At 76.7% G+C, this 19,361-nt stretch carries 18 protein-coding genes and 4 tRNA genes; 10 read left to right on the forward strand and 12 right to left on the reverse strand.

What is annotated here, in order from left to right; genetic code table 11:
* From EDC03_RS16770 to EDC03_RS16785, 4 genes are all read right to left on the reverse strand, one after another.
* Positions 1–588 (reverse strand): HIT family protein, encoded by a 588-nt coding sequence (locus tag EDC03_RS16770; protein WP_241967242.1) that lies wholly within the window; start codon positions 586–588, stop codon positions 1–3.
* An 8-nt stretch (positions 589–596) separates the two neighbouring features.
* Positions 597–2,621, reverse strand: coding sequence for a threonine--tRNA ligase (gene thrS / locus EDC03_RS16775; RefSeq protein ID WP_422393840.1), 2,025 nt, complete (start codon positions 2,619–2,621; stop codon positions 597–599).
* Between the two features lie 106 nt (positions 2,622–2,727).
* Positions 2,728–3,399 carry an MOSC N-terminal beta barrel domain-containing protein gene (locus tag EDC03_RS16780; protein ID WP_158674345.1) on the reverse strand — a complete coding sequence of 224 codons (672 nt, stop codon included), beginning with the start codon at positions 3,397–3,399 and terminating at the stop codon, positions 2,728–2,730.
* An 80-nt stretch (positions 3,400–3,479) separates the two neighbouring features.
* Positions 3,480–3,554, reverse strand: a tRNA-Val gene (locus tag EDC03_RS16785).
* Between the two features lie 491 nt (positions 3,555–4,045).
* Between EDC03_RS16785 and EDC03_RS16790 the strand changes: the two genes are divergently transcribed.
* Complete coding sequence (locus tag EDC03_RS16790) at positions 4,046–4,492, forward strand: SsgA family sporulation/cell division regulator (RefSeq protein WP_123381419.1); 447 nt, start codon at positions 4,046–4,048, stop codon at positions 4,490–4,492.
* Positions 4,493–4,576: 84 nt separating this feature from the next.
* On the opposite strand, the gene EDC03_RS16795 is transcribed toward EDC03_RS16790, so the two are convergent.
* Both EDC03_RS16795 and EDC03_RS16800 read right to left on the reverse strand, forming a co-directional pair.
* On the reverse strand, positions 4,577–5,479 hold the full coding sequence (locus EDC03_RS16795) for an aminotransferase class IV (RefSeq protein ID WP_123381420.1): 903 nt from the start codon (positions 5,477–5,479) through the stop codon (positions 4,577–4,579).
* Complete coding sequence (locus EDC03_RS16800; RefSeq protein ID WP_123381421.1) at positions 5,476–6,627, reverse strand: chorismate-binding protein; 1,152 nt, start codon at positions 6,625–6,627, stop codon at positions 5,476–5,478. The genes EDC03_RS16795 and EDC03_RS16800 overlap by 4 nt, the downstream gene beginning before the upstream one ends.
* A 59-nt stretch (positions 6,628–6,686) precedes the next feature.
* Between EDC03_RS16800 and EDC03_RS16805 the strand changes: the two genes are divergently transcribed.
* The 3 genes from EDC03_RS16805 (at position 6,687) to EDC03_RS16815 (ending at position 6,975) form a co-directional block, all read left to right on the forward strand.
* Positions 6,687–6,758: transfer RNA gene (locus EDC03_RS16805), tRNA-Gly, on the forward strand.
* A 26-nt stretch (positions 6,759–6,784) separates the two neighbouring features.
* Positions 6,785–6,855 (forward strand) — tRNA-Cys (locus EDC03_RS16810).
* A gap of 45 nt (positions 6,856–6,900) precedes the next feature.
* Positions 6,901–6,975, forward strand: a tRNA-Val gene (locus EDC03_RS16815).
* A 64-nt stretch (positions 6,976–7,039) separates the two neighbouring features.
* On the opposite strand, the gene nagA is transcribed toward EDC03_RS16815, so the two are convergent.
* From nagA to EDC03_RS16840, 5 genes are read right to left on the reverse strand one after another with little or no spacing between them, the layout of a single operon-like run.
* Positions 7,040–8,218: an N-acetylglucosamine-6-phosphate deacetylase gene (nagA, locus tag EDC03_RS16820; protein WP_123381422.1), complete on the reverse strand. Its 1,179-nt coding sequence runs from the start codon at positions 8,216–8,218 to the stop codon at positions 7,040–7,042.
* Entirely contained in the window at positions 8,215–9,225 is a 1,011-nt protein-coding gene (locus tag EDC03_RS16825) for an ROK family protein (RefSeq protein ID WP_123381423.1), read from the reverse strand. Before EDC03_RS16825 ends, nagA begins: the two co-directional genes overlap by 4 nt.
* Entirely contained in the window at positions 9,222–10,145 is a 924-nt protein-coding gene (locus EDC03_RS16830; protein WP_123381424.1) for a carbohydrate ABC transporter permease, read from the reverse strand. The genes EDC03_RS16825 and EDC03_RS16830 overlap by 4 nt, the downstream gene beginning before the upstream one ends.
* Entirely contained in the window at positions 10,142–11,089 is a 948-nt protein-coding gene (locus EDC03_RS16835) for a carbohydrate ABC transporter permease (protein ID WP_123381425.1), read from the reverse strand. Before EDC03_RS16835 ends, EDC03_RS16830 begins: the two co-directional genes overlap by 4 nt.
* 1 nt (position 11,090) lies before the next feature.
* Complete coding sequence (locus EDC03_RS16840; protein WP_123381426.1) at positions 11,091–12,392, reverse strand: ABC transporter substrate-binding protein; 1,302 nt, start codon at positions 12,390–12,392, stop codon at positions 11,091–11,093.
* Positions 12,393–12,502: 110 nt separating this feature from the next.
* Here EDC03_RS16840 and EDC03_RS16845 point away from each other — a divergent pair, with 110 nt between their 5' ends.
* The 6 genes from EDC03_RS16845 (at position 12,503) to EDC03_RS17990 (ending at position 18,375) form a co-directional block, all read left to right on the forward strand.
* Positions 12,503–13,294: a GntR family transcriptional regulator gene (locus EDC03_RS16845; RefSeq protein WP_123381427.1), complete on the forward strand. Its 792-nt coding sequence runs from the start codon at positions 12,503–12,505 to the stop codon at positions 13,292–13,294.
* A 120-nt stretch (positions 13,295–13,414) separates the two neighbouring features.
* The gene (locus EDC03_RS16850; protein ID WP_123381428.1) at positions 13,415–14,644 is read left to right on the forward strand and encodes an SIS domain-containing protein; all 1,230 of its coding nucleotides are present in this window, start codon (positions 13,415–13,417) and stop codon (positions 14,642–14,644) included.
* On the forward strand, positions 14,641–15,639 hold the full coding sequence (locus EDC03_RS16855) for an N-acetylglucosamine kinase (RefSeq protein ID WP_123381429.1): 999 nt from the start codon (positions 14,641–14,643) through the stop codon (positions 15,637–15,639). The genes EDC03_RS16850 and EDC03_RS16855 overlap by 4 nt, the downstream gene beginning before the upstream one ends.
* A complete protein-coding gene (locus EDC03_RS16860) occupies positions 15,636–16,589 on the forward strand; it encodes a DMT family transporter (protein ID WP_123381430.1) in 954 nt (317 codons plus the stop codon). Before EDC03_RS16855 ends, EDC03_RS16860 begins: the two co-directional genes overlap by 4 nt.
* Positions 16,586–17,548 carry a 1-phosphofructokinase family hexose kinase gene (locus EDC03_RS17985; RefSeq protein WP_199720372.1) on the forward strand — a complete coding sequence of 321 codons (963 nt, stop codon included), beginning with the start codon at positions 16,586–16,588 and terminating at the stop codon, positions 17,546–17,548. The genes EDC03_RS16860 and EDC03_RS17985 overlap by 4 nt, the downstream gene beginning before the upstream one ends.
* A complete protein-coding gene (locus EDC03_RS17990; RefSeq protein ID WP_199720373.1) occupies positions 17,545–18,375 on the forward strand; it encodes a class II fructose-bisphosphate aldolase in 831 nt (276 codons plus the stop codon). The genes EDC03_RS17985 and EDC03_RS17990 overlap by 4 nt, the downstream gene beginning before the upstream one ends.
* 5 nt (positions 18,376–18,380) lie before the next feature.
* Here the strand turns inward: EDC03_RS17990 and EDC03_RS16870 are convergent, their stop codons facing one another.
* A complete protein-coding gene (locus EDC03_RS16870) occupies positions 18,381–19,292 on the reverse strand; it encodes a YihY/virulence factor BrkB family protein (RefSeq protein ID WP_123381431.1) in 912 nt (303 codons plus the stop codon).
* Between the last annotated feature and the right edge of the window lie 69 nt (positions 19,293–19,361).

Raw genomic sequence — 19,361 nt, forward strand, 5'->3', positions numbered from 1 at the left:
TCAGGGCTGCGTGCGGTCCGGCGCCGGCCACGCGGCGGCCAGCAGCCCCCGGGTGTCGGCGAGCAGCTGCGGGACGGCCTTCGTCCGCGCCACGACGGGCAGGAAGTTGGCGTCCCCGCCCCACCGCGGGACGACGTGCTGGTGCAGGTGGGCCGCGATGCCCGCGCCCGCCACCTCGCCCTGGTTCATGCCGAGGTTCATGCCGTGCGGCGCGCTGACCTCGGTGAGCACGCGCATGGCCGTGCGCGTCATCCGGGCGACCTCGACCGTCTCGGACTCGGTGAGGTCGGTGTACGACGCGACGTGCCGGTACGGGCACACGAGCAGGTGCCCGGGGTTGTACGGGTAGAGGTTGAGGACGACGAAGCACTCCTCGCCGCGGGCGACGACGAGGCCGTCGGCGTCCGGCGCGTCCTGCGCGCGGCAGAACGGGCACTGCGGCCCGGCGTCCGCGTCGGCCGGCTTGCCCTCGCCCCCGACGTAGACCATCCGGTGCGGCACCCACAGCCGCTCGAAGGCGTCGGGCGTGCCGGCGAAGCCCGACGCCGCCTCCGGCGCCGGGCCGTCGCCCGTGCTCGGGTCGCCCACGGCCGGGCTCAGACCTGCGCCCGGGAGCGGACGGCCTCGACGACGCGCGCCACGGCCTCCTCCACGGGCACGCCGTTGTCCTGGGTGCCGTCGCGGAAGCGGAACGAGACGGCGCCGTTCTCGGCGTCCTCGCCGCCCGCGATGAGCATGAAGGGCACCTTCTGCTTCGTGTGGGTGCGGATCTTCTTCTGCATCCGCTCGTCGGAGTCGTCGACCTCGACCCGGACGCCCTGCTCGCGCAGGCGCGCGGCGACGTCGTGCAGGTAGGGGCTGAAGGTCTCCGCGACCGGGATGCCGACGACCTGCACGGGCGCGAGCCACGGCGGGAAGGCGCCGGCGTAGTGCTCGAGCAGCACGCCGAAGAAGCGCTCGATCGAGCCGAAGAGGGCGCGGTGGATCATCACGGGCCGCTGCCGGGTGCCGTCGGCGGCCTGGTACTCCAGCTCGAAGCGCTGCGGCAGCTGGAAGTCCACCTGGATCGTCGACATCTGCCACGTGCGGCCGATGGCGTCGCGGGCCTGGACGGAGATCTTCGGCCCGTAGAAGGCGGCGCCGCCCGGGTCCGGGACGAGGTCGAGGCCGGAGGTGCCGGCGGCCTGCCGGAGCGCCTCGGTGGCCTCCTCCCAGTCCTCGTCGCTGCCGATGGACTTGTCGGGGTTGCGGGTCGACAGCTCGAGGTAGAAGTCGTCGAGGCCGTAGTCGCGCAGCAGCTGCAGGACGAACTCGAGCAGGCTGCCGAGCTCCCCGGCCATCTGCTCGCGGGTGCAGTAGATGTGCGCGTCGTCCTGCGTCATGCCGCGCACCCGCGTGAGCCCGTGGACGACGCCGGACTTCTCGTACCGGTAGACCGACCCGAACTCGAAGAGCCGCAGCGGGAGCTCGCGGTAGGAGCGGCCGCGGCTGCGGAAGACGAGGTTGTGGAACGGGCAGTTCATCGGCTTGAGGTAGTAGTCCTGCCCCTGCCGGCGCACCTGGCCGTCGGCGTCGCGCAGCTCGTCGAGGTGCATCGGCGGGAACATGCCGTCCGCGTACCAGTCGAGGTGCCCCGAGGTCTCGAAGAGGTCCTTCTTCGTGACGTGCGGGGTGTTGACGAAGGAGTAGCCGGCCGCCTCGTGACGACGGCGCGAGTAGTCCTCCATCTCGCGGCGGACGAGGCCGCCCCGCGGGTGGAAGACGGGCAGCCCCGAGCCGATCTCCTCGGGGAAGGAGAAGAGGTCGAGCTCGGTGCCGAGGCGGCGGTGGTCGCGTCGCTCGGCCTCGGCGAGGCGCTCGGTGTACGCCGTCAGCCCCTCCTTGGTGGCCCACGCCGTCCCGTAGACGCGCTGGAGCTGGGCGTTGTCCTGGTCGCCGCGCCAGTAGGCGGCGGCGACGCGGGTGAGCGCGAAGGCGTTGCCGACGAGGCGGGTCGAGGACACGTGCGGGCCCCGGCAGAGGTCACGCCAGGCCACCGAGCCGTCGCGGCGGAGGTTGTCGTAGATCGTCAGCTCGCCCTCGCCGACCTCGGCGGCGGCGCCCTCGGCGACCTCGCCCTGGCCGGCCGGGCCCTTGAGCCCGACGAGCTCGAGCTTGTAGGGCTCGTCCGCGAGCTCGGCGCGCGCCTCGTCCTCGGTGACGACGCGGCGGCGGAAGCGCTGGCCCTCCTTGACGATCTTCGCCATGGCCTTCTGGAGGGCCTGCAGGTCCTCGGGCGTGAAGGGCGTCTCGACGTCGAAGTCGTAGTAGAAGCCGTCGGTCACGGGCGGGCCGATCCCCAGCTTCGCGTCGGGGTGCGCCTGCTGGACCGCCTGGGCGAGCACGTGCGCCGCCGAGTGCCGCAGCACCGAGAGGCCGTCGGGCGACGCGGCGAGGACGGGCTCGACGACGTCGCCGTCGGCCAGCCGCGTGTCGAGGTCGCGCAGCTCGCCGCCGACGCGGGCGACGACGAGGGCCTCGTCACCGCGACCGGCCTTGTGCTCCGCCTCGAGGGCGTCCCACGCCGTCGCGCCGGCGGGCAGCTCCTGCTCCGTGCTCCCCGCGGCGCCGACGACGACCACGGTGATCGTCGGGCCGGCGGGGCCACCGCCGTCGGGCGTCGTCGTCGACGCCCCGTCGCTCGGGGCTGCGGGCTCTTCGGGTGCGGCGGAGGTCACGCCGCCGAGCCTAGCCAGCGGCGGGCGTGTCCCCGGCGGGCAGCAGGACGACGTCGTCGCCGACGGCGGCGCGGCCAGGGACGACCACCTCGGCGTACACGCCGAGGCACCTCTTCGGCGTCCGGACGACGCGCAGCAGCGCTCCCCCCTCGCCGCCGACGCGCAGGCCCGCGCCGGTCCAGCCGCGCTCCGCGCCGGGCCCCTCGGCGGGGTCGAGCGCCAGGACGACGTTGGCGCGCGGGAAGGGGTCGCAGCCCTCGGCGTCCGGGCCGGCCTCGGCGCCCTCGCTGACGACGTGCAGCGGGGCGACGCCGTCCGACCCCGGACCGGCGGCGAGGTCGGCGGACGGGACGGCCCTCGCACCGGCGACGCCGGCCGCGGCACCGACGTCCGCGCCGTCCAGAGGGGTGCCGTCGGCGTCGACCACCCGCGGGCGGCCGTCGACGAGGGTGGCGCGCAGGCGTGCGAGACCGGGGGCGTCACGGCTGCGCAGGGGGCGCCCGTCGGGGCCGGCGAGGACGGCGACCCGGTCCCCCTCCAGCCCGTCGGGCGTCACGGCCACGGCGTCCAGCGCCTCGCCGCCGGCCGAGCGCAGCGGGTACCGGGTGAGCGAGGCGACACGGCCGACGTGACGGCCGCCCGCCCCCGAGACGTGCTCGGCGGGGTGCGGCTGCTGGTCCACGGGACCTCCGTCCGACGGGAGCCCGTCCGGGCCCGGACGCACGAGCGGCCGGCCCCTGGAGGGACCGGCCGCTGCCGTGCTGGTGGGCGATACTGGGATCGAACCAGTGACCCCCTCGGTGTGAACGAGGTGCTCTACCGCTGAGCCAATCGCCCGTGGCACCAGGTGCGGCGCCGGGTGCCCACAGTACCCGATCGACGCCCGACGTCCAGCGGCGTCGACGACGACGTCGCCCGGCCGGTCGACGGGCGGACCCGGGAGCGCCCGGCACGGTCGGGACGCGATCGGGGAACCCCCGGCAGGACGCGAGCCTCCCGAGCCCTGCACGACCTCCCAGGACGCGACCGGGGAGCACCCGGCACGGCCGGGGCCTCGCGAGCCGTGCCCGACGCTCCCCGGACGCCCCGCCGGCGTGCACCACGCTCCCCGGACGCCCTGCCGGCGTCCTCCCGCCCCGACCCGTCGTGCTCGGCATCCGGGGGACGCGGCTTGAGCCGAGCGGGTCCGCGGCTAGCCCGTCCGGGTCACGCAGGGGTCCCGTTCGGTCCTCGTGTTTAGCTCTGGCGCCGCCTGGGCACATGCTCGTCAGACCGGTCGACCGATCGGGTCGACCACCTCATCGCACGAGCCCCCGCTGGAGGCCCGCATGTCCCCCGCAACGCCGCGCAGCGCCGGACGCCCCCAGGACGTCGAGGTCCCCGTGGACCTCCGTCTCGTCTCCCCGGAGGGCGACGCCGTCGCCCTCCCCGTCACCCTGCGCTACACCTCCGACGACCCCTTCGCGGTCACCGTCGCGTTCGGCACCGGCGCCGACGCGGGGGCCGACGTCCAGTGGGTCTTCGCCCGCGAGCTCCTCCTCGCCGGTCTCGACGCCGCCAGCGGCGACGGCGACGTCCGGGTGTGGCCGGCGGCCGACGGCCGCCCCGACACCACGTGCGTCGCGCTCAGCTCGCCCGACGGCCGCGCGCTCCTCGAGGCCAGCACGAGCGACCTCCGTGCCTTCGTCGTCCGCACCCTCGCCGTCGTCCCCCGGGGCGGGGAGTCCCGGTGCATGGACCTCGACGCCGAGATCGGGCACCTGCTCACCGCCTGACCCGCGGCACCCCGACGCCCGTCCGCCGACCTCGGCGGGCGGGCGTCGTCGCGTCCGGACCCCGGCGGGGACGCCGTCGCCCGGTCAGCGCGGGTCGACGTCCTCCGCGGCCCGCCGTGCGAAGAGCTCGGCGGCCCGGGCGGGCAGCCCGTCGGTCGCGAGCGGACGGCCGTCGAGCGTCGCCTGGACCTGGACGTCGCGCAGCGACGAGGTGAGCAGGACGGCGACGGCGTCGTCGAGGGCCGCGAAGGGCAGGTCCCGCTCGACGACGGGCAGCCCCTCCTGGGCGGCCCACCCCAGGAGCAGGGCGCGCGAGACGCCCGCGAGGCAGCCGGACGAGAGCGGCGGCGTGACGAGCTCGTGCGCCGGCCGGCCGTCCGCGCCGCGCAGCTGGACGACGACGTTGCTGCCCGTGCCCTCGCAGAGCTCGTCGCGGGTGTTGGCCAGCAGCGCCTCCCCCGCGCCGGCGGCGTGGGCGGCGCGCAGGGCCACGACGTTCTCGGCGTACGAGGTGGTCTTGAGCCCGGCCGTGGCCGACCGCTCGTTCCGGGTCCAGGGCACCGTGACGACGGCGGGGGCGGCGGCGAGCGGCAGGGCCTCCGACGCCGCGACGACGAGCGTCTGCGCGGCGGGCACCCGCTCGGAGCCGAGGGGGCCCGGCCCGCTCGTCCACGTGATGCGCAGGCGCCCGCGCGCCAGGGGCCGGGCGCCGAGGACGGCGTCGACGGCCTCGCGGACGAGGCCCGCGTCGGGCGCCTCGAGACCGAGCCCGGCGGCGGAGCGCGCGAGCCGCTCGAGGTGGAGCTTGAGGGCGAACGGGACGCCGTCGGCGACCTTGCACGTCTCGAAGATGCCGTCGCCCGTCGTCAGGCCGTGGTCGAGGGCGTCGACGGGCGCTCCCCCGTCCGGGAAGAGCCGGCCGCCGGCCCACACGACGGTGGGGACGGCGGGGGCCTGCGGGGCGGCGGGGCCGGGCGCGGCGGTCATGCGCCGATCCTGCCCTGGTCGGCGGACGTGAGGGCCAGGAGCCGCGCCGCCTTGAGCTCGGTCTCCGCCCACTCCGCCTCCGGGTCCGACCCCCACGTGATGCCCGCCCCCGTCCCGAGCCGCAGGACGCCGTCCGCCGCGACGAGGGTCCGGATGCCGACGGCCAGCTCCGCGGTGCGGCGGTCGGCGTCCACCCACCCGACCGCCCCGCAGTAGGGGCCGCGCGGGACGGGCTCCAGCGCGGCGACGGCGTCGAGGGCCGACCGCTTCGGCGCCCCGCTCACCGAGCCCGGCGGGAAGGTCGCCGCCAGGACCTCGCCCCACCCGACGTCCGGGCGCAGCCGTCCGCGCACCGTGGACACGAGGTGGTCGAGGCCCGGGTGGGGCTCGCGGGCCAGCAGCGACGTCACCGCCACGGTGCCGGGGCGGCAGACGCGCTGGAGGTCGTTGCGGACCAGGTCGGTGATCATGACGTTCTCGGCGACGTCCTTCGGCCCGAGGTCCTCCCCCGGGCGCGACGTCCCCTTGATGGGCCCGCTCTCCAGCACGTCGCCGTCGCGGCGCAGGTAGACCTCGGGCGACGCCGAGACGACGAAGCCCTCGTCCCCGAGGTCGAGGACCCCCGCCAGCGGCGCGGGGTTGCCGGCGCGCAGCCGCGCCGAGAGTGCCCACGGCGCCCACGCGTCACGCCGGCCGTCCGGGCCGACCGGCAGCGGCGCCTCGAGCACCCGGCAGAGCGTCGCCTGGTAGACGACGCCACGGCGCACCAGCTCGCGCACCGCCCGGACCCCGGACGTGTAGCCCTCGCGGTCGAGCGACGAGCGCCACGCCGTCGCCGGCGGCCCGACCCACATGCCGCCCTCGGGGGCGGGCGCCGGACGGACGTCGGCGAAGCGCCAGGCGCGGGCCCTCCCCGCCGGGGCGGCGGACCGGTCGTCGGCGGGCGGGGCCGTGAGCGCGGACGGCTCCCCCACGGCCGCGCCGAAGTCGGCGACGACGAACCACCAGCCGCCGCGGTCCAGCGCGCCGGGGTCCACCCGCAGGTCGACCTCCTCGACCGCGGAGGTGGCGAGGAGACCGCCCCACCACGCGGCCGGGGGCGCCGGCGGGGCGGCTCGGCGGGGCTGGTTGGACGGACTCGCGCGCACTCCGTTAGAGTCCACGACGCACGCCAACGCGGGACCAGCGGGTCCGGCGGGGGAAGCATGCGGACGTGGCTCAGTGGTAGAGCATCACCTTGCCAAGGTGAGGGTCGCGGGTTCGAATCCCGTCGTCCGCTCGAGATCGCACCTCGGTGCGACTCACGGTGGAGTGGCCGAGTGGCTAGGCAGCGGCCTGCAAAGCCGTCCACACGGGTTCGAATCCCGTCTCCACCTCGGTACGCCGGGGCGGCGACGTCGAGCCACGGTCGTGGAACCCCCGGGCGATTGGCGCAGCGGTAGCGCGCTTCCCTGACACGGAAGAGGTCACTGGTTCGATCCCAGTATCGCCCACCAGCCAGAAGAGCCCCGGTCCTCGCGGACCGGGGCTCTTCTGCGTCCGGGCGTCCTGCGCCCGGGCTCAGCCCGACGGCCGGTGGACCCACGACCCGCCGAGCATGACCCCGTCCACCTCCAGGTCCGCGTCGAGGACGACGAGGTCGGCCGCCCGGCCCCGGTCGAGCGAGCCCGCCCGGTCCGCCACCCCCAGGGCGCGGGCCGGGACGACGGTCGCGGCGTCCACCGCCCCGACGAGGTCCGCGCCGAGCTCGGTGACGGCCCGTCGTAGCGCGACCCCCAGCGTGACGACGCCCCCGCCCAGGGACGACCCGTCGGCCGTCTCGACGCGGCCCTCCCGGCTCCGGATGCCCACGCGCCCGAGCCGGTAGTCGCCGTCGGGGGCCGCCGTGGCGGCGACGCCGTCGCTGATGAGGGCCAGCCGGCCCGCGCCGGCCGCCCGACGAGCCACCCGCGCCGCCGCGGGGTGGACGTGCTGCCCGTCGTTGATGAGCTCGACGACGACCCGGTCGTCGTCGAGCAGCGACAGCACCGGGCCGGGCTCGCGGTGGTGCGGGGGCCGCATGCCGTTGAAGAGGTGCGTCCCCACGGTGACCCCCTGCGCCAGCGCGGACCTCGTCTCGTCGTACGTCGCCGCGGTGTGCCCCATGGCCGCGACGACCCCCTCGTCCCGCAGGAGCCGCAGGACGTCGTCGGCGCCGGGCAGCTCGGGCGCCAGCGTGACCATGAGGACGGTGCCGCCGGCGGCGTCGAGCAGCCGGCGGGCGACGGCGGCGTCCGGCGGCCGCAGCGAGGGGCCGTGGTGGGCCCCCTGGTGCAGCGGCGAGAGGAACGGGCCCTCGAGGTGGGTGCCGACGAGGCGGGTCGTGCGGGGGACGGGCACCGCCACGAGGCCCGCGAGGACGTCGAGGGTGGCGAACATCTCCTCCTCGGGCACGGTGACGAGGCTCGCCGCGCAGGAGGTGACCCCCGCCGCGAGCAGGGCCCGCAGCGCCGTCACCGCGGCGGCGCGGTCGCCCGCCGTGAGGTCGCCGCCGCCCGCGCCGTGGACGTGCATGTCCACGAGGCCGGGCACGACCGTCGCCGTCCGGGGCAGGACCGTCGTCGTCGCCGCCGGCGGCGCCGGACCACTGCCCACGTCGGCGACGAGGCCGTCGGCGACGAGCACCCAGCCGGGCGCGAGCCGCCGTCCGTCGGTGACGACGGCGCCGGCGCTGACGAGGTGGTCCTCCGGACCGCTCATGCGGCGCCCCCGTCCGTGCGGTCCGTGCCATCCGTGCCGTCCGTGCCGTCCGTGCGGTCCGCGCCGTCCGTGCCGTCGAGGAGGGCGAGGCCGGCCAGGGCCGCGCCGTGGAGGCCGGCCAGCCGGCCGAGCCGGGCGGGCACCACCGGCGGCGGGGTGCCGACGAAGCGGACCTGCTCGGCGAGCGCGGCGCGCAGGGGCGGGAGCAGCGGCACGGCGCTCGCCGCCAGTCCCCCGCCGACGACGACGAGCGAGGGCTCGAGCACCTCGACGACGCCGGCGAGCACCTCCGCGAGGGAGGTGACGGCGGTGCGCCACACCGCGGCGGCGTCGTCGTCGCCCGCGGCGGCGGCGTGGAGCACCCGGCGTGCGGGGAGGTCCCGCCCGGTCCGGTCGCGGTACCGCGCCTGCAGCGCCGCCGCGCCCATGAGCGTCTCGAGGCAGCCGCGCTTGCCGCAGGGGCACCGCGGTCCGGCGGGGTCGACGACGACGTGGCCCAGCTCCCCGCCCCAGCCCGTGGCCCCGCGGTAGGGCCGTCCGCGCAGGACGAGCGTGGAGCCGAGGCCCGTGCCGAGGGCGAGGAAGAGCCAGTCCTCGTGGCCGACGGCGGCACCGAGGCGCCCCTCGGCGGTCGCGCCGGCGCCGACGTCGTGGACGAGCCGGACGGGCAGCCCGGCGGCCTCCCCCACGCGGTCGCGCAGCGGGACGTCGTGGAGGTCGAGCATGAGCGACAGCCGGACGACGCCCGCCGCCTCGTCGTGGATGCCCGGTGCGGCCAGGCCGACGCCGCGGACGTCGAGGCCGGGCGGGGCGTCGTCGGCCATCCGCCGCACGAGGCGGCCCAGGCCGGTGACGAGGTCCCCGCCGTCGGCCGTCAGGTCCGCCACCTCGACGACGCGCTCGCCGACGAGGTCGCCCGCTCGCGCGCACCACGCGACCTTGGCCGACCCGCCGCCGAGGTCGACGGCCACGACGCCGGGCCCCGGGGCCCCCTCCGCGACGCTCATCCCTTCGTCGCGCCGACGGTGAGGCCGCCGACGAGCTGCTTCTGCAGCACGACGAAGACGACGACGGTGGGCAGGGCGATGAGCACGGCCCCCGCGGCCACGAGGTTGTTGTCCGTGAAGAAGCCCGCGCGGAGGTTGTCGAGCGCCGAGGTGATGGGGCGCTTGTCGCCCGTGACCATGAGCACGAGCGCCCAGAAGAAGTCGTTGTACATCCACGTGAACTGCAGGGTGGCCAGCGCCGCCAGCGGCGCCCGGCACAGCGGCAGGACGACGGAGGCGTACTGGCGCCACACCCCGGCCCCGTCGACGCGGGCCGCCTCCGTGAGCTCCACCGGGAGGGTCCGCATGTAGCTGCTGAGGACGAAGACGCAGAAGCCGACCTGGAAGCCGACGTGCACGAGCCCGACCCCCCAGTACGAGTCGAAGAGGGCGCCGGACGAGCTGAGGACGTCCGGCAGCGGGACGTCGCGGAAGATGCTGACGAGCGGCGTGATGATGACCTGCGGGGGCAGGAGGTTGCCGGCCGTGAAGAGCAGGAGCAGCGGCAGGTTCAGGCGGAAGCTGAAGCGGGACAGCACGAACGCCGCCATCGAGGCCAGCGCCAGGGTGACGACGAGGGCGGGCACGACGATGACGACGGTGTTGAGGAAGAAGGGCAGCAGCTGCCCGTCCTGCAGCGCCGTCCGGTAGTTGTCGAGGGTGAGGGTGTCGGGGACGCTCACGTAGCCCCTGCGGGCCGTCTCCTCGTAGGGGCGCAGGGAGGTGAGGACGGCCCAGGCGACCGGCAGGAGGAAGGCCGCGGCCACGAGCGTCAGCGCCACGTGGAGGACGACGCGCGCCGGCCGCGGTCCCCGCCGGCGGGGCCGGCGAGGTGGGGCCGGCGCCCGTCCCGGCGCCGCCGCCGTCGTCGCGGCGCTCACGACGCGCCCCGGCGCTCGCGGAGCACGACGACGAGGTACGGGACGATGACGCCGAGCGACACGACGAGCAGGATCGTCGCCACGGCCGAGCCGTACCCGATCCGACTGGCCTCGCCGATGATGTTGTCGGTGACGAGCACGGAGAGCAGCTCCAGGCCGTTGCGTCCGCGGTTGAGGACGTAGACGAGGTCGAAGGCCCGCAGGGCCTCGATGACGGTGATGACGAGGACGACCACGGACGTCGGCGCCAGCGAGGGCAGCGTGACGTGCCGGAAGACCTGCACCTCGCCCGCCCCGTCCAGCGCGGCCGCCTCCTTCAGCGCGGGGTCGACCCCCTTGAGGCCGGCCAGGAAGAGCACCATGACGTACCCGACGTGCCGCCACGACGCGGCGAGCAGCGCGGCCCAGAGGTTGATGCTGCTGTCACCGACCCAGTCGACGTCCGTGCCCAGCACGGCGTTGAGCAGCCCCTGGTCGCGGCTGTAGACGAGCTGCCAGATGAAGCCGACGAGAGCCAGCGAGAGCACCACCGGCAGGAAGATCGCCGACTGGTAGACGCGCGTGCCCCGCAGCTCCTTGTCGAGCAGGACGGCGAGCAGCAGCCCCGTCGGCGTCGCGAGCACGAGGAAGACGACGAGCCAGACGACGTTGTGCTGCAGCGCCGGCCAGAACGGCGGGTAGTTGGTGACCACCTGCCGGTAGTTCTCCAGGCCCACGGGGACGGCGTCCGTCAGCTCGCCGACGCCGTTCCACCGGGTGAAGGACAGCGCCACGGACAGCAGCGCCGGGCCCCAGACGAGCGCCAGGCTCAGCAGCAGCGGGACGCCGAGCATCGCGGCGAGGACGGCGGTGTCGCGCCGGCCGAGGTGCGCGGCGCCGCGGCGGCGCCGGCGGCCGGCCTCGCGGGGCGGCGTCCCGGTGGGAGCGGGTGCGGTGGTGGTCATGTCAGTCGACGAAGGTCGCCTCGGCCTGCTGCTGCACCTGCTCCAGCACCGCCTCGACGCCGCTCGGGTCCTCGATGAAGGCCTGCAGCGCGGGGATGACGGCGGGCGCCGCGAAGTCCGGCCGCGTGTCGCGGTCGAGGTACTGCGCGAGGTTCGGCGTCGAGGCCAGCACCTCGACGAACTTCTGCTGCAGCGGCGAGTAGGCCGCGGTGTCGACGTCGGCCGCCGTGCCGACGGTGTTGGCGTCGGTCTGCGCGTAGACGCCCTGCGCCGCACCGGTGCCCAGGTAGCGGAGCAGCTCGAGGGAGCCGTCCCGGTTGTCCGGGTCGGCGACCATCATGAAGCCGTCGACCGGCGCGTCGACCGCGTCCTGCCCGTGCTCCGCCTCCACCTCCGGGTAGACGAAGAAGTCGAGGTCGTCGCGGTCGGGGCCCTCGAACTGGTCGAGGACGAAGCTGCCCATGAGGAGCATGGCGCTCTCGCCGCGCTGGACCGAGGCGGCGGCGTCCTGCCACGTGCGGCCGAGGGCGCCGGTCTGGTGCAGCGGCAGCAGCTGCTCCCACACCCGGAAGGTCTCGCGCACCCGCGGGTCGGTCCAGCTCTCCGCGCCGTCCAGCAGCGACAGGTGGAAGTCGTAGCCGTTGACCCGCATGTTGAGGGCGTCGAAGGTGCCCATGGCCTCCCAGCCCTCCTGGTCGGCGAAGGCGAAGGGGGTGACGCCCCTGCCCTGCATGGCCGACCCGAGGGACTCGAGCTCGTCGAGCGTCGTCGGCACCTCCCAGCCGTTCTCGGCGAAGAGGCTCGGGCGGTAGTAGACGACCCAGGGGTAGGTGTAGAAGGGCACGAGGTACTGCTGCCCGTCGGCGGCCGTGCACGCCTGCCGGACGCCGTCGGCGACGCCGTCGCCCACCTCCGCCCACACCTCGGACAGGTCGCCGACGAGCCCCTGCTCGGCGAAGAAGCGCATGCGGTAGCCCGCGTTCCAGATGAGGACGTCGTCCGGCGCCGACTGCAGGTAGTTGTTGACCTGCTCCGTGTAGAGCAGCCGGTTGACGGTGACGGCCGTGCCCGTCTCCTCGGTGAAGGCCCGGAAGACGGCGTCGTAGCCGGCCGTCGGGATGGCCGCGTTGGCGTTGAGGCCGAAGGTCACGCCCCCGGCGTCGGCGTCGCCGGACGACCCGCCGCCGCACCCGGCCAGCGCCGCCAGCCCGCCGGCGCCCAGGGCACCGCCGAGGAAGGTGCGCCGGGCGAGCGGGACGGACGGGCCGGGGCGGCCGTGGCGGTGGCGGGGGGTGGTGGGCATCGTCGCTCCTCCGGGACGCCGGTCGACCCGATCAGCCGACCGCGCGGTGCGCCGAACCGTAGGAGCGGTCTGCCGGTCGGTCAACAGTCTGCTACTGGTACGGTCTTGGTATGCCAGCGTCGTCGTCGACCCCTGCGCCGCCCGCCCCGTCCGACGGGCCCCTCCTCCCCCGCGCCGCCCTCGACGGCGGCCTGCCGCTGTACGGCCAGGTCGCTGCGCGGCTCGCGGAGGACCTCGCCGGTGCGGCCCGCGGCGACCGGCTGCCCCCGGAGCGCCGCCTCGGCGAGCGGTACGGCGTCTCGCGGGTCACCCTCCGGGCGGCCCTCGGCGAGCTGGAGCGCCGCGGCATGGTGTCCTCCTCCCCCTCGCGGGGCTGGTTCGTCGAGGACATGAAGGTGGCCGGGCCGGGGCGCCGGTCACCGCGGCTGCAGGGTTTCGCGGACTTCGCCGCCGAGCACGGGCTCGGGACGCGCACGGACGTCCTCCACGCCACCACCCGGGGCTGCACCGTCGAGGAGGCGGTGACGCTGAGGATGGCGCCCGGCGCCCCGCTCTTCGACCTCCGGCGGCTCCGCTTCCTCGACGACCACGTCGTCGTCGTCGAGCGCAACCGGCTGCCGCTGCACCTGTGCCCGGCGCTGGCGACGACGGACTTCACCCAGGCGTCGCTCTACGCGACGCTGCGCCTCGCCGACCCGCCGCAGGTGCCGTGGCGGGCGGACTACTCCGTCGAGGCCCGGCCGCCGGAGGACGAGGAGCGGCGGCTGCTCGAGGTCGACGCCCACGTGCCCCTGCTCGTCGCGACCCAGCTCTCCTACAACGAGGAGGGGCGGCCGCTGGAGTACACCGTGGCCGCCTACCGCGGCGACCGGTACCGCTTCACCGCGTCCATCACGAGCTGAGCCCGGGTCGCCGGCCGGGACGCCCACACCAGCGGCCGTACGGACCACATCGGTCATACCGACCACAGACCGGACGCAGGCCGGTTGACGACCGACCGGACCGGGCCTAGCGTCCGCCGCGTGACGCAGACGTCCCCGGCCCCCGGCCCCGCCGACCCCCTCGCGCCCGAGCGCTCCGCCCCCGGCGCGCGGTGGACGGCGGAGGAGGTGGCGCAGCAGCCGGCGCTCTGGCGCGAGGTGGCCCGGGCGGCGGCCACGGCCCCCCGCGTCCCGGCGGACCTGCTGGCCCGCGAGGACCTGCGCGTCGTGCTCACGGGGGCGGGGACGTCGGCCTTCGCGGGCGGGCTCCTGGCCCCCGCGCTCGCCCGGGCGCTCGGGCGGCGCGTCGAGGCGGTGGCGACGACCGACGTCGTCCCGTCCCCCGCGGACGCCTTCGCCGACGACGTCCCGACGCTGCTCGTCTCCTTCGCGCGGTCCGGGGACAGCCCCGAGAGCCTGGCCGCGACCCGGCTCGCCGACGAGCTGCTCACCGAGTGCCACCACCTCGTCGTCACGTGCAACCCCGACGGCGCCCTCGCCCGCGCCCACGCCGACGCGCCCCGCTCGACGGTCCTGCTCATGCCCCCCGCGGCCGACGACCGCGCCTTCGCCATGACGTCGAGCCTCACCTGCATGACGGTGGCCACCCGGCTGGCGCTGGACCCGGCCGTCCCCGCGGACGCCGTGGAGCGCGTCGCGGCCGCCGCCGAGCAGGTGCTGGCCACCGCTCCCGCCCGGACCCGGGCGCTCGCCGCCCAGGCGCCCCCGCGCGTCGTCTACCTCGGCAGCGGCGCGCTGACGGCGCTGGCGCGCGAGTCGGCGCTCAAGCTCCTCGAGCTGACGGCGGGCCGCGTCGTCGCCTACGCCGACTCCTCCCTCGGCTTCCGCCACGGCCCCAAGGCGGTGCTCGACCCGACGACGCTCGTCGTCGTGCTCGTGTCGGGCGACCCGCACGCCCGCCGCTACGACCTCGACCTCGTCGCCGAGCTGCGGGCCGGCCTCCCCGCGGGCCACGTCGTCGTCGTCACGGGCGACGCCGCGGACGGGGACGCGGGCGGCGCCGACGGCGACGACGGGGCCACCTGGCGCGTCCCCGGCCTCGAGGGGCTCGACGACGCCTGGCGCGCCCTGCCCTTCGTCGTCCACGCGCAGCTGCTGGCCCTGCAGACGTCGGTCCACCTCGGGCTCACGCCCGACAACCCCTTCCCCACCGGCGAGGTCAACCGCGTGGTGCAGGGCGTCACCGTCCACCCGTACGACGCCGGCCCCGCCGCCGCCCGGACGGACCCGTCGACCTCCGCGCCGTCGTGAGCGGACCCTTCCTCGGGGTCGACGGCGGGGGCAGCGGCACCCGCTTCGTCCTGGTCGGCGGGGACGGCGTCGTCCTGGCCGAGGCCGCGGGGCCGACGACCTACACGCCGACCGGCGGGACGGCCCTCGTCCGCGACGTCCTCGCCGCCGGCGTCGCCGAGGTGTGCGCGGCCGCGGGCACGCGCCCGCGAGAGGTCGCCCACGCCTTTCTCGGGCTCCCCGGCTACGGCGAGTCCCCCGACGGGACAGCGCCTCTCGACGACGTCGTCGTGGAGGTCCTCGGCCACGACCGGTGCGCGGCGGACAACGACATGGTCTGCGGCTGGGCCGGCTCGCTGGCCGGCGCCGACGGGGTCAACGTCATCGCCGGGACGGGCTCGATGGCCTACGGCCGCCGCGGCGACCGGGGCGCGCGCGTGGGCGGCTGGGGCGAGGTCTTCGGCGACGAGGGCTCCGGCTACGCCGTGGCCGTGGCGGGGCTCCGCCTCTTCAGCCGCATGGCCGACGGCCGCGAGCCGGCCGGGCCGCTGCTCGACGTCGTCCGCGACCACCTCGACCTGCGCCACGACCTCGACCTCGTGGGCCTCGTCCACGAGCGCTGGGGCGCCGACCGCGGGCGGGTCGCCGCCCTCGCCCCGCTCGTCGGGCGGGCCGCGCGGGCCGGCGACACCGCCGCGCGCCGAGTGCTGCAGGACGCCGGCGGCGCCCTCGCCGAGCTCGTCGCCACCGCGCGCGAGCGCCTGGGCCACGACCCCGACGAGGTCGTGCCCGTCTCCTGGTCCGGCGGCCTCCTGGCCGACGACGTCGTCCGCGCCGCCCTCCTCGAGGGCCTGCGCGGGCGCGGCGGGCGCTACGAGCCCCGCCCCCCGGCCCTCCCGCCCGTCCTCGGCGCCGCGCTGCACGCGGCGGCCCTCGCGGGCACCCCCCTCGACGACGCCGCGCTGGCCCGCCTGCGCACGTCGTCGACCGCCCCTCCCGAGCGAGGACACCCATGACCAGGAACAGCTGGATCCCCTACGCCGCCGGCCTCGTGCTCTTCTGGGGCGTCTGGGGCGCCACCTCGGGGCTGCCCACCGCCCGGTACGGCTACCCCGACGAGATGGTCTACGTCATCTGGGCCTTCACGATGCTCGTGCCCGCGGCGGTCGTCCTGCGGCGCACGACGTGGGACCGCCGCGGCGTCGCCACGGGCTACGGCCTCGTCGTCGGGCTCACCGGCGCCGGCGGCCAGCTCCTGCTCTTCAAGGCGCTGACGCTCGGCCCCGCCTACCTCGTCTTCCCCCTCGTGGCGCTCTCCCCCGCCATCACCGTGCTCCTCGCGCTCGTGCTCCTCCGCGAGCGCCTGAACCGCCTCTCGGCGGCCGGCGTCGTCATGGCGCTCGTCGCCGTCGTGCTCTTCAGCGTCTCCTCGGGCGACGGGCAGGGCGGCTCCGTCGCCGCCTGGCTGCCCCTCGCGGCGCTCGTCACGGTCGCCTGGGGCGTGCAGGCCTTCGTCATGCGCCTCGCCGCGGTGCAGGGCGTCAACGACGGGACGACCTTCGGCTGGATGACGATCAGCGGGCTGCTGCTCGTGCCGCTGGCCCTCGTCATGGCCGGCGGGCTGCCCTCGGGCGTCGGCTGGGAGGCCCCCACGCTGGCCGGCGGCACCCAGCTGCTCAACGCGGTCGGCGCCCTCTTCCTCGTCATGGCGCTGTCGCGCGGCAAGGCCTCGGTCGTCGCCCCCGTCACCAACGCGCTGGCGCCCGTCCTCACCATCGTCCTGTCGCTGCTGCTCTTCCGGACGCTGCCGAGCGTCCCCGCTACGGTCGGCATCGTGCTCGCCCTCGTCGGCTCGACCCTCATGGTCCGCAGCGACGAGCGGCGCGGCGAGGCCCTCGCCGCCTCGCACGTCCCGGAGGCACGCCGTCGCACGGCCACGGGCGCCGACCCCGCGGGCCGCGGGTGAGCGCGCCGCCCGTCGTCGTCCTCACGCCGAACCCCGCCGTCGACGTCACCTACGCCGTCGACGCCCAGGAGGTCGGCACCACCGTCCGGGTCCGGCGCGTCTCGCGCCGGCCCGGCGGCAAGGGCGTCAACGTCGCCGCCGTGCTGCGCACGCTCGGCGAGGACGTCGTCGCCCTCCTCCCGCTGTCCGGCGACGCGGGGCGATGGGTCCGCACGGCCCTCGAGGCCGAGGGCCTGCCCGTCGCCGTCGTCGACGTCGGGGGCACCGGGACCCGCTCGACCGTCACGGTCGTCGACGACGCCCTCCCGCCGACGGTCTACGCCGAGCCGGGCGACCCCCTGCCGCCCGCGGCGTGGGAGGACGTGCTGGCCGAGGTCCGCGCCCGCTGCGCCCCGGGCGGGTGGTTCGTCGTCGCCGGGTCCTTCCCGCCCGGCGACGAGCGCGTCGTCGGCGACCTCGTCCGGACGGCGCGCGGGGCGGGCGCCCGGGTGGTCGTCGACGCGAGCGGGCCCGCGCTGGTCCTCGCCGCCGACGCCGGCGCCGACCTCCTCGTCCCCAACGAGGAGGAGGCCCGCGCCGCCACGGGCGCCGCCGACCTCGCCGGGGCGGTGCGCCGGCTCCGGCAGCACGCCGGCGCCGTCGTCGTCGTGTCCCGCGGCGCGGACGGGCTCGAGGCCCACGCCGACGGCGCGCCCGTCCTCCAGCCCGGCGTCCCCGGCGTCGTCGGCAACCCCACCGGCGCCGGCGACGCCGCGACGGCCGGCCTCGTGGCGGCCCTGCGCGGCGGTGCCGACCTGCCGACGGCGGTGGGCCGGGCCGCCGTGCTCGGCGCGGCCGCGGTCCTCGCCCCGCTCGCCGGGCAGGTCGACCCCGCCGACGTCGCCGCGCTGGGCGCGCGGCTCCCGGCCCCCCGTCCCGCCACCGTCCCGCCGTCCCCCGACCCGGAGGTCACCCCGTGAGCCGTGCCCGCGACGTCCTGCTCGAGGCCCGGCGCGAGGGGCGCGGGCTCGGCGCCTTCAACGTCGTCCTCCTCGAGCACGCGGAGGCCTTCGTCGCCGCCGCCGAGGCGGTGCGCCTGCCCGTCGTGCTCCAGGTCAGCCAGAACTGCGTGCGGTACCACGGGGGCGCCGCACCGCTGCTGGCCGCGACCCGGGCGCTGGCGGACGCCTGCGAGGTCCCCGCGCTCGTCCACCTCGACCACGCCGACGACGTCGACCTCGTCCGCGCGGCCGTCGCGGCGGGCGTCGACAGCGTCATGTACGACGGGTCGGTCCTCCCCTACGGGGACAACGTGCGCACGACGCGCGAGGTCGTCGACCACTGCCACGCGCACGACGTCGCCGTCGAGGCCGAGCTCGGCGAGGTGGGCGGCAAGGACGGCGTCCACGCGCCCGGCGCCCGGACCGACCCGGCCGAGGCCACCGCCTTCGTGGCCGCCACCGGCGTGGACGCGCTCGCCGTCGCCGTCGGCACCTCGCACGCCATGACCGAGCGGGTGGCCTCCGTGGACACCGAGCTCGTCGCCGCGCTCGCCGCGGCGCTCGAGGTGCCGCTCGTGCTCCACGGCTCGTCGGGGCTGTCGGACGACGAGCTGCGCGGTGCCGTCCGCGCCGGCATGACGAAGGTGAACATCTCCACCCACCTCAACGGCGTCTTCACCGCCGAGGTGCGGGCCCGCCTCGACGCCGCGCCGGCGCTCGTCGACCCCCGGCGCTACGTGGGCCCGGCGCGCGACGCCGTCGCGACGGAGACGGGGCGGCTGCTGCGGCTCCTCGCCTCGCCCTGACGGGGTCAGCGCGTCGCGTCGTCGTGCTGGGCCTCGGCGGCGGCGTTGACACCGGCGCCCACGAGGACGGCGAGGGCCAGCAGGTACAGCCACAGCAGCAGGACGATCGGCGCGCTCAGCGGGCCGTAGATCGTCACGCCGGTCTCGGTCCCGGTCGTCAGCCCGAGGACGACGCGCAGGCCCCACGACGCGAGCACCCAGAGCCCGAGCGCTACGACGGCGCCCGGCACCGTGCGCCGCCACGGCAGCCGCTCCGGCGTGGCCGCGTGGTAGAGAACGGCCAGGAGCAGCGAGCCGGCGAGCAGGACCGCGGGCCAGTAGAGGCCGACGAGGTCGGCGAGCGCGTCCGGCAGCAGCCGCTCGAGGACGCCCGGCCCCGCGAGCAGCAGCGGCAGCGCGACGGCGCCGAGGAGCAGGCCCACGACGTAGAGGACGACCGACAGGGCCCGGGCCCTGACGACGCCCCGGCGCCCGCCCATCCCGTACATGATCGAGACGGTGTCGAGGAGGACGGCGAGCGCCCGCGAGCCCGACCACAGCGACAGCAGGAAGCCCAGCGAGATGACGTCGAAACGTGGTCCCTCGAGCGCCTGCGCCAGCGTCGGCAGGATCGTCGAGTCGACGACCCGCTCGGTGAGGAAGGGGCTCAGCTGGGTGCGGAGGACGTCGGTGAGCTGGGTCGTCGTGTCCGCGCCGAGCCGCGAGCCGACGAGGGCGGCGAGGCCCGCGAGGCCGAGGACCAGCGGGGGCAGGGACAGCAGGGCGAAGAAGGCCGCCTCGGCCGCGAGCCCGGTGACGCGGTGACGGGCGCCGAGCCCGACGGCACCGGTGACGACGGCCCACGCCCGGCCCCGGCGGGTGCGCCGGCGGGCAGGCGCGAGGTCGCCCCGGCGCAGGGCCTGCCGCACGTCCGCCACGGCTCCGCAGGCTAGGCCCGGCGGGGGGCGGGCGGCGCGCCGTCGGGCCCCGACGCGCGGGCGACCCCC

It is taken from the genome of Pseudokineococcus lusitanus, assembly GCF_003751265.1.
GTDB classification, from domain to species: Bacteria; Actinomycetota; Actinomycetes; order Actinomycetales; family Quadrisphaeraceae; genus Pseudokineococcus; species Pseudokineococcus lusitanus.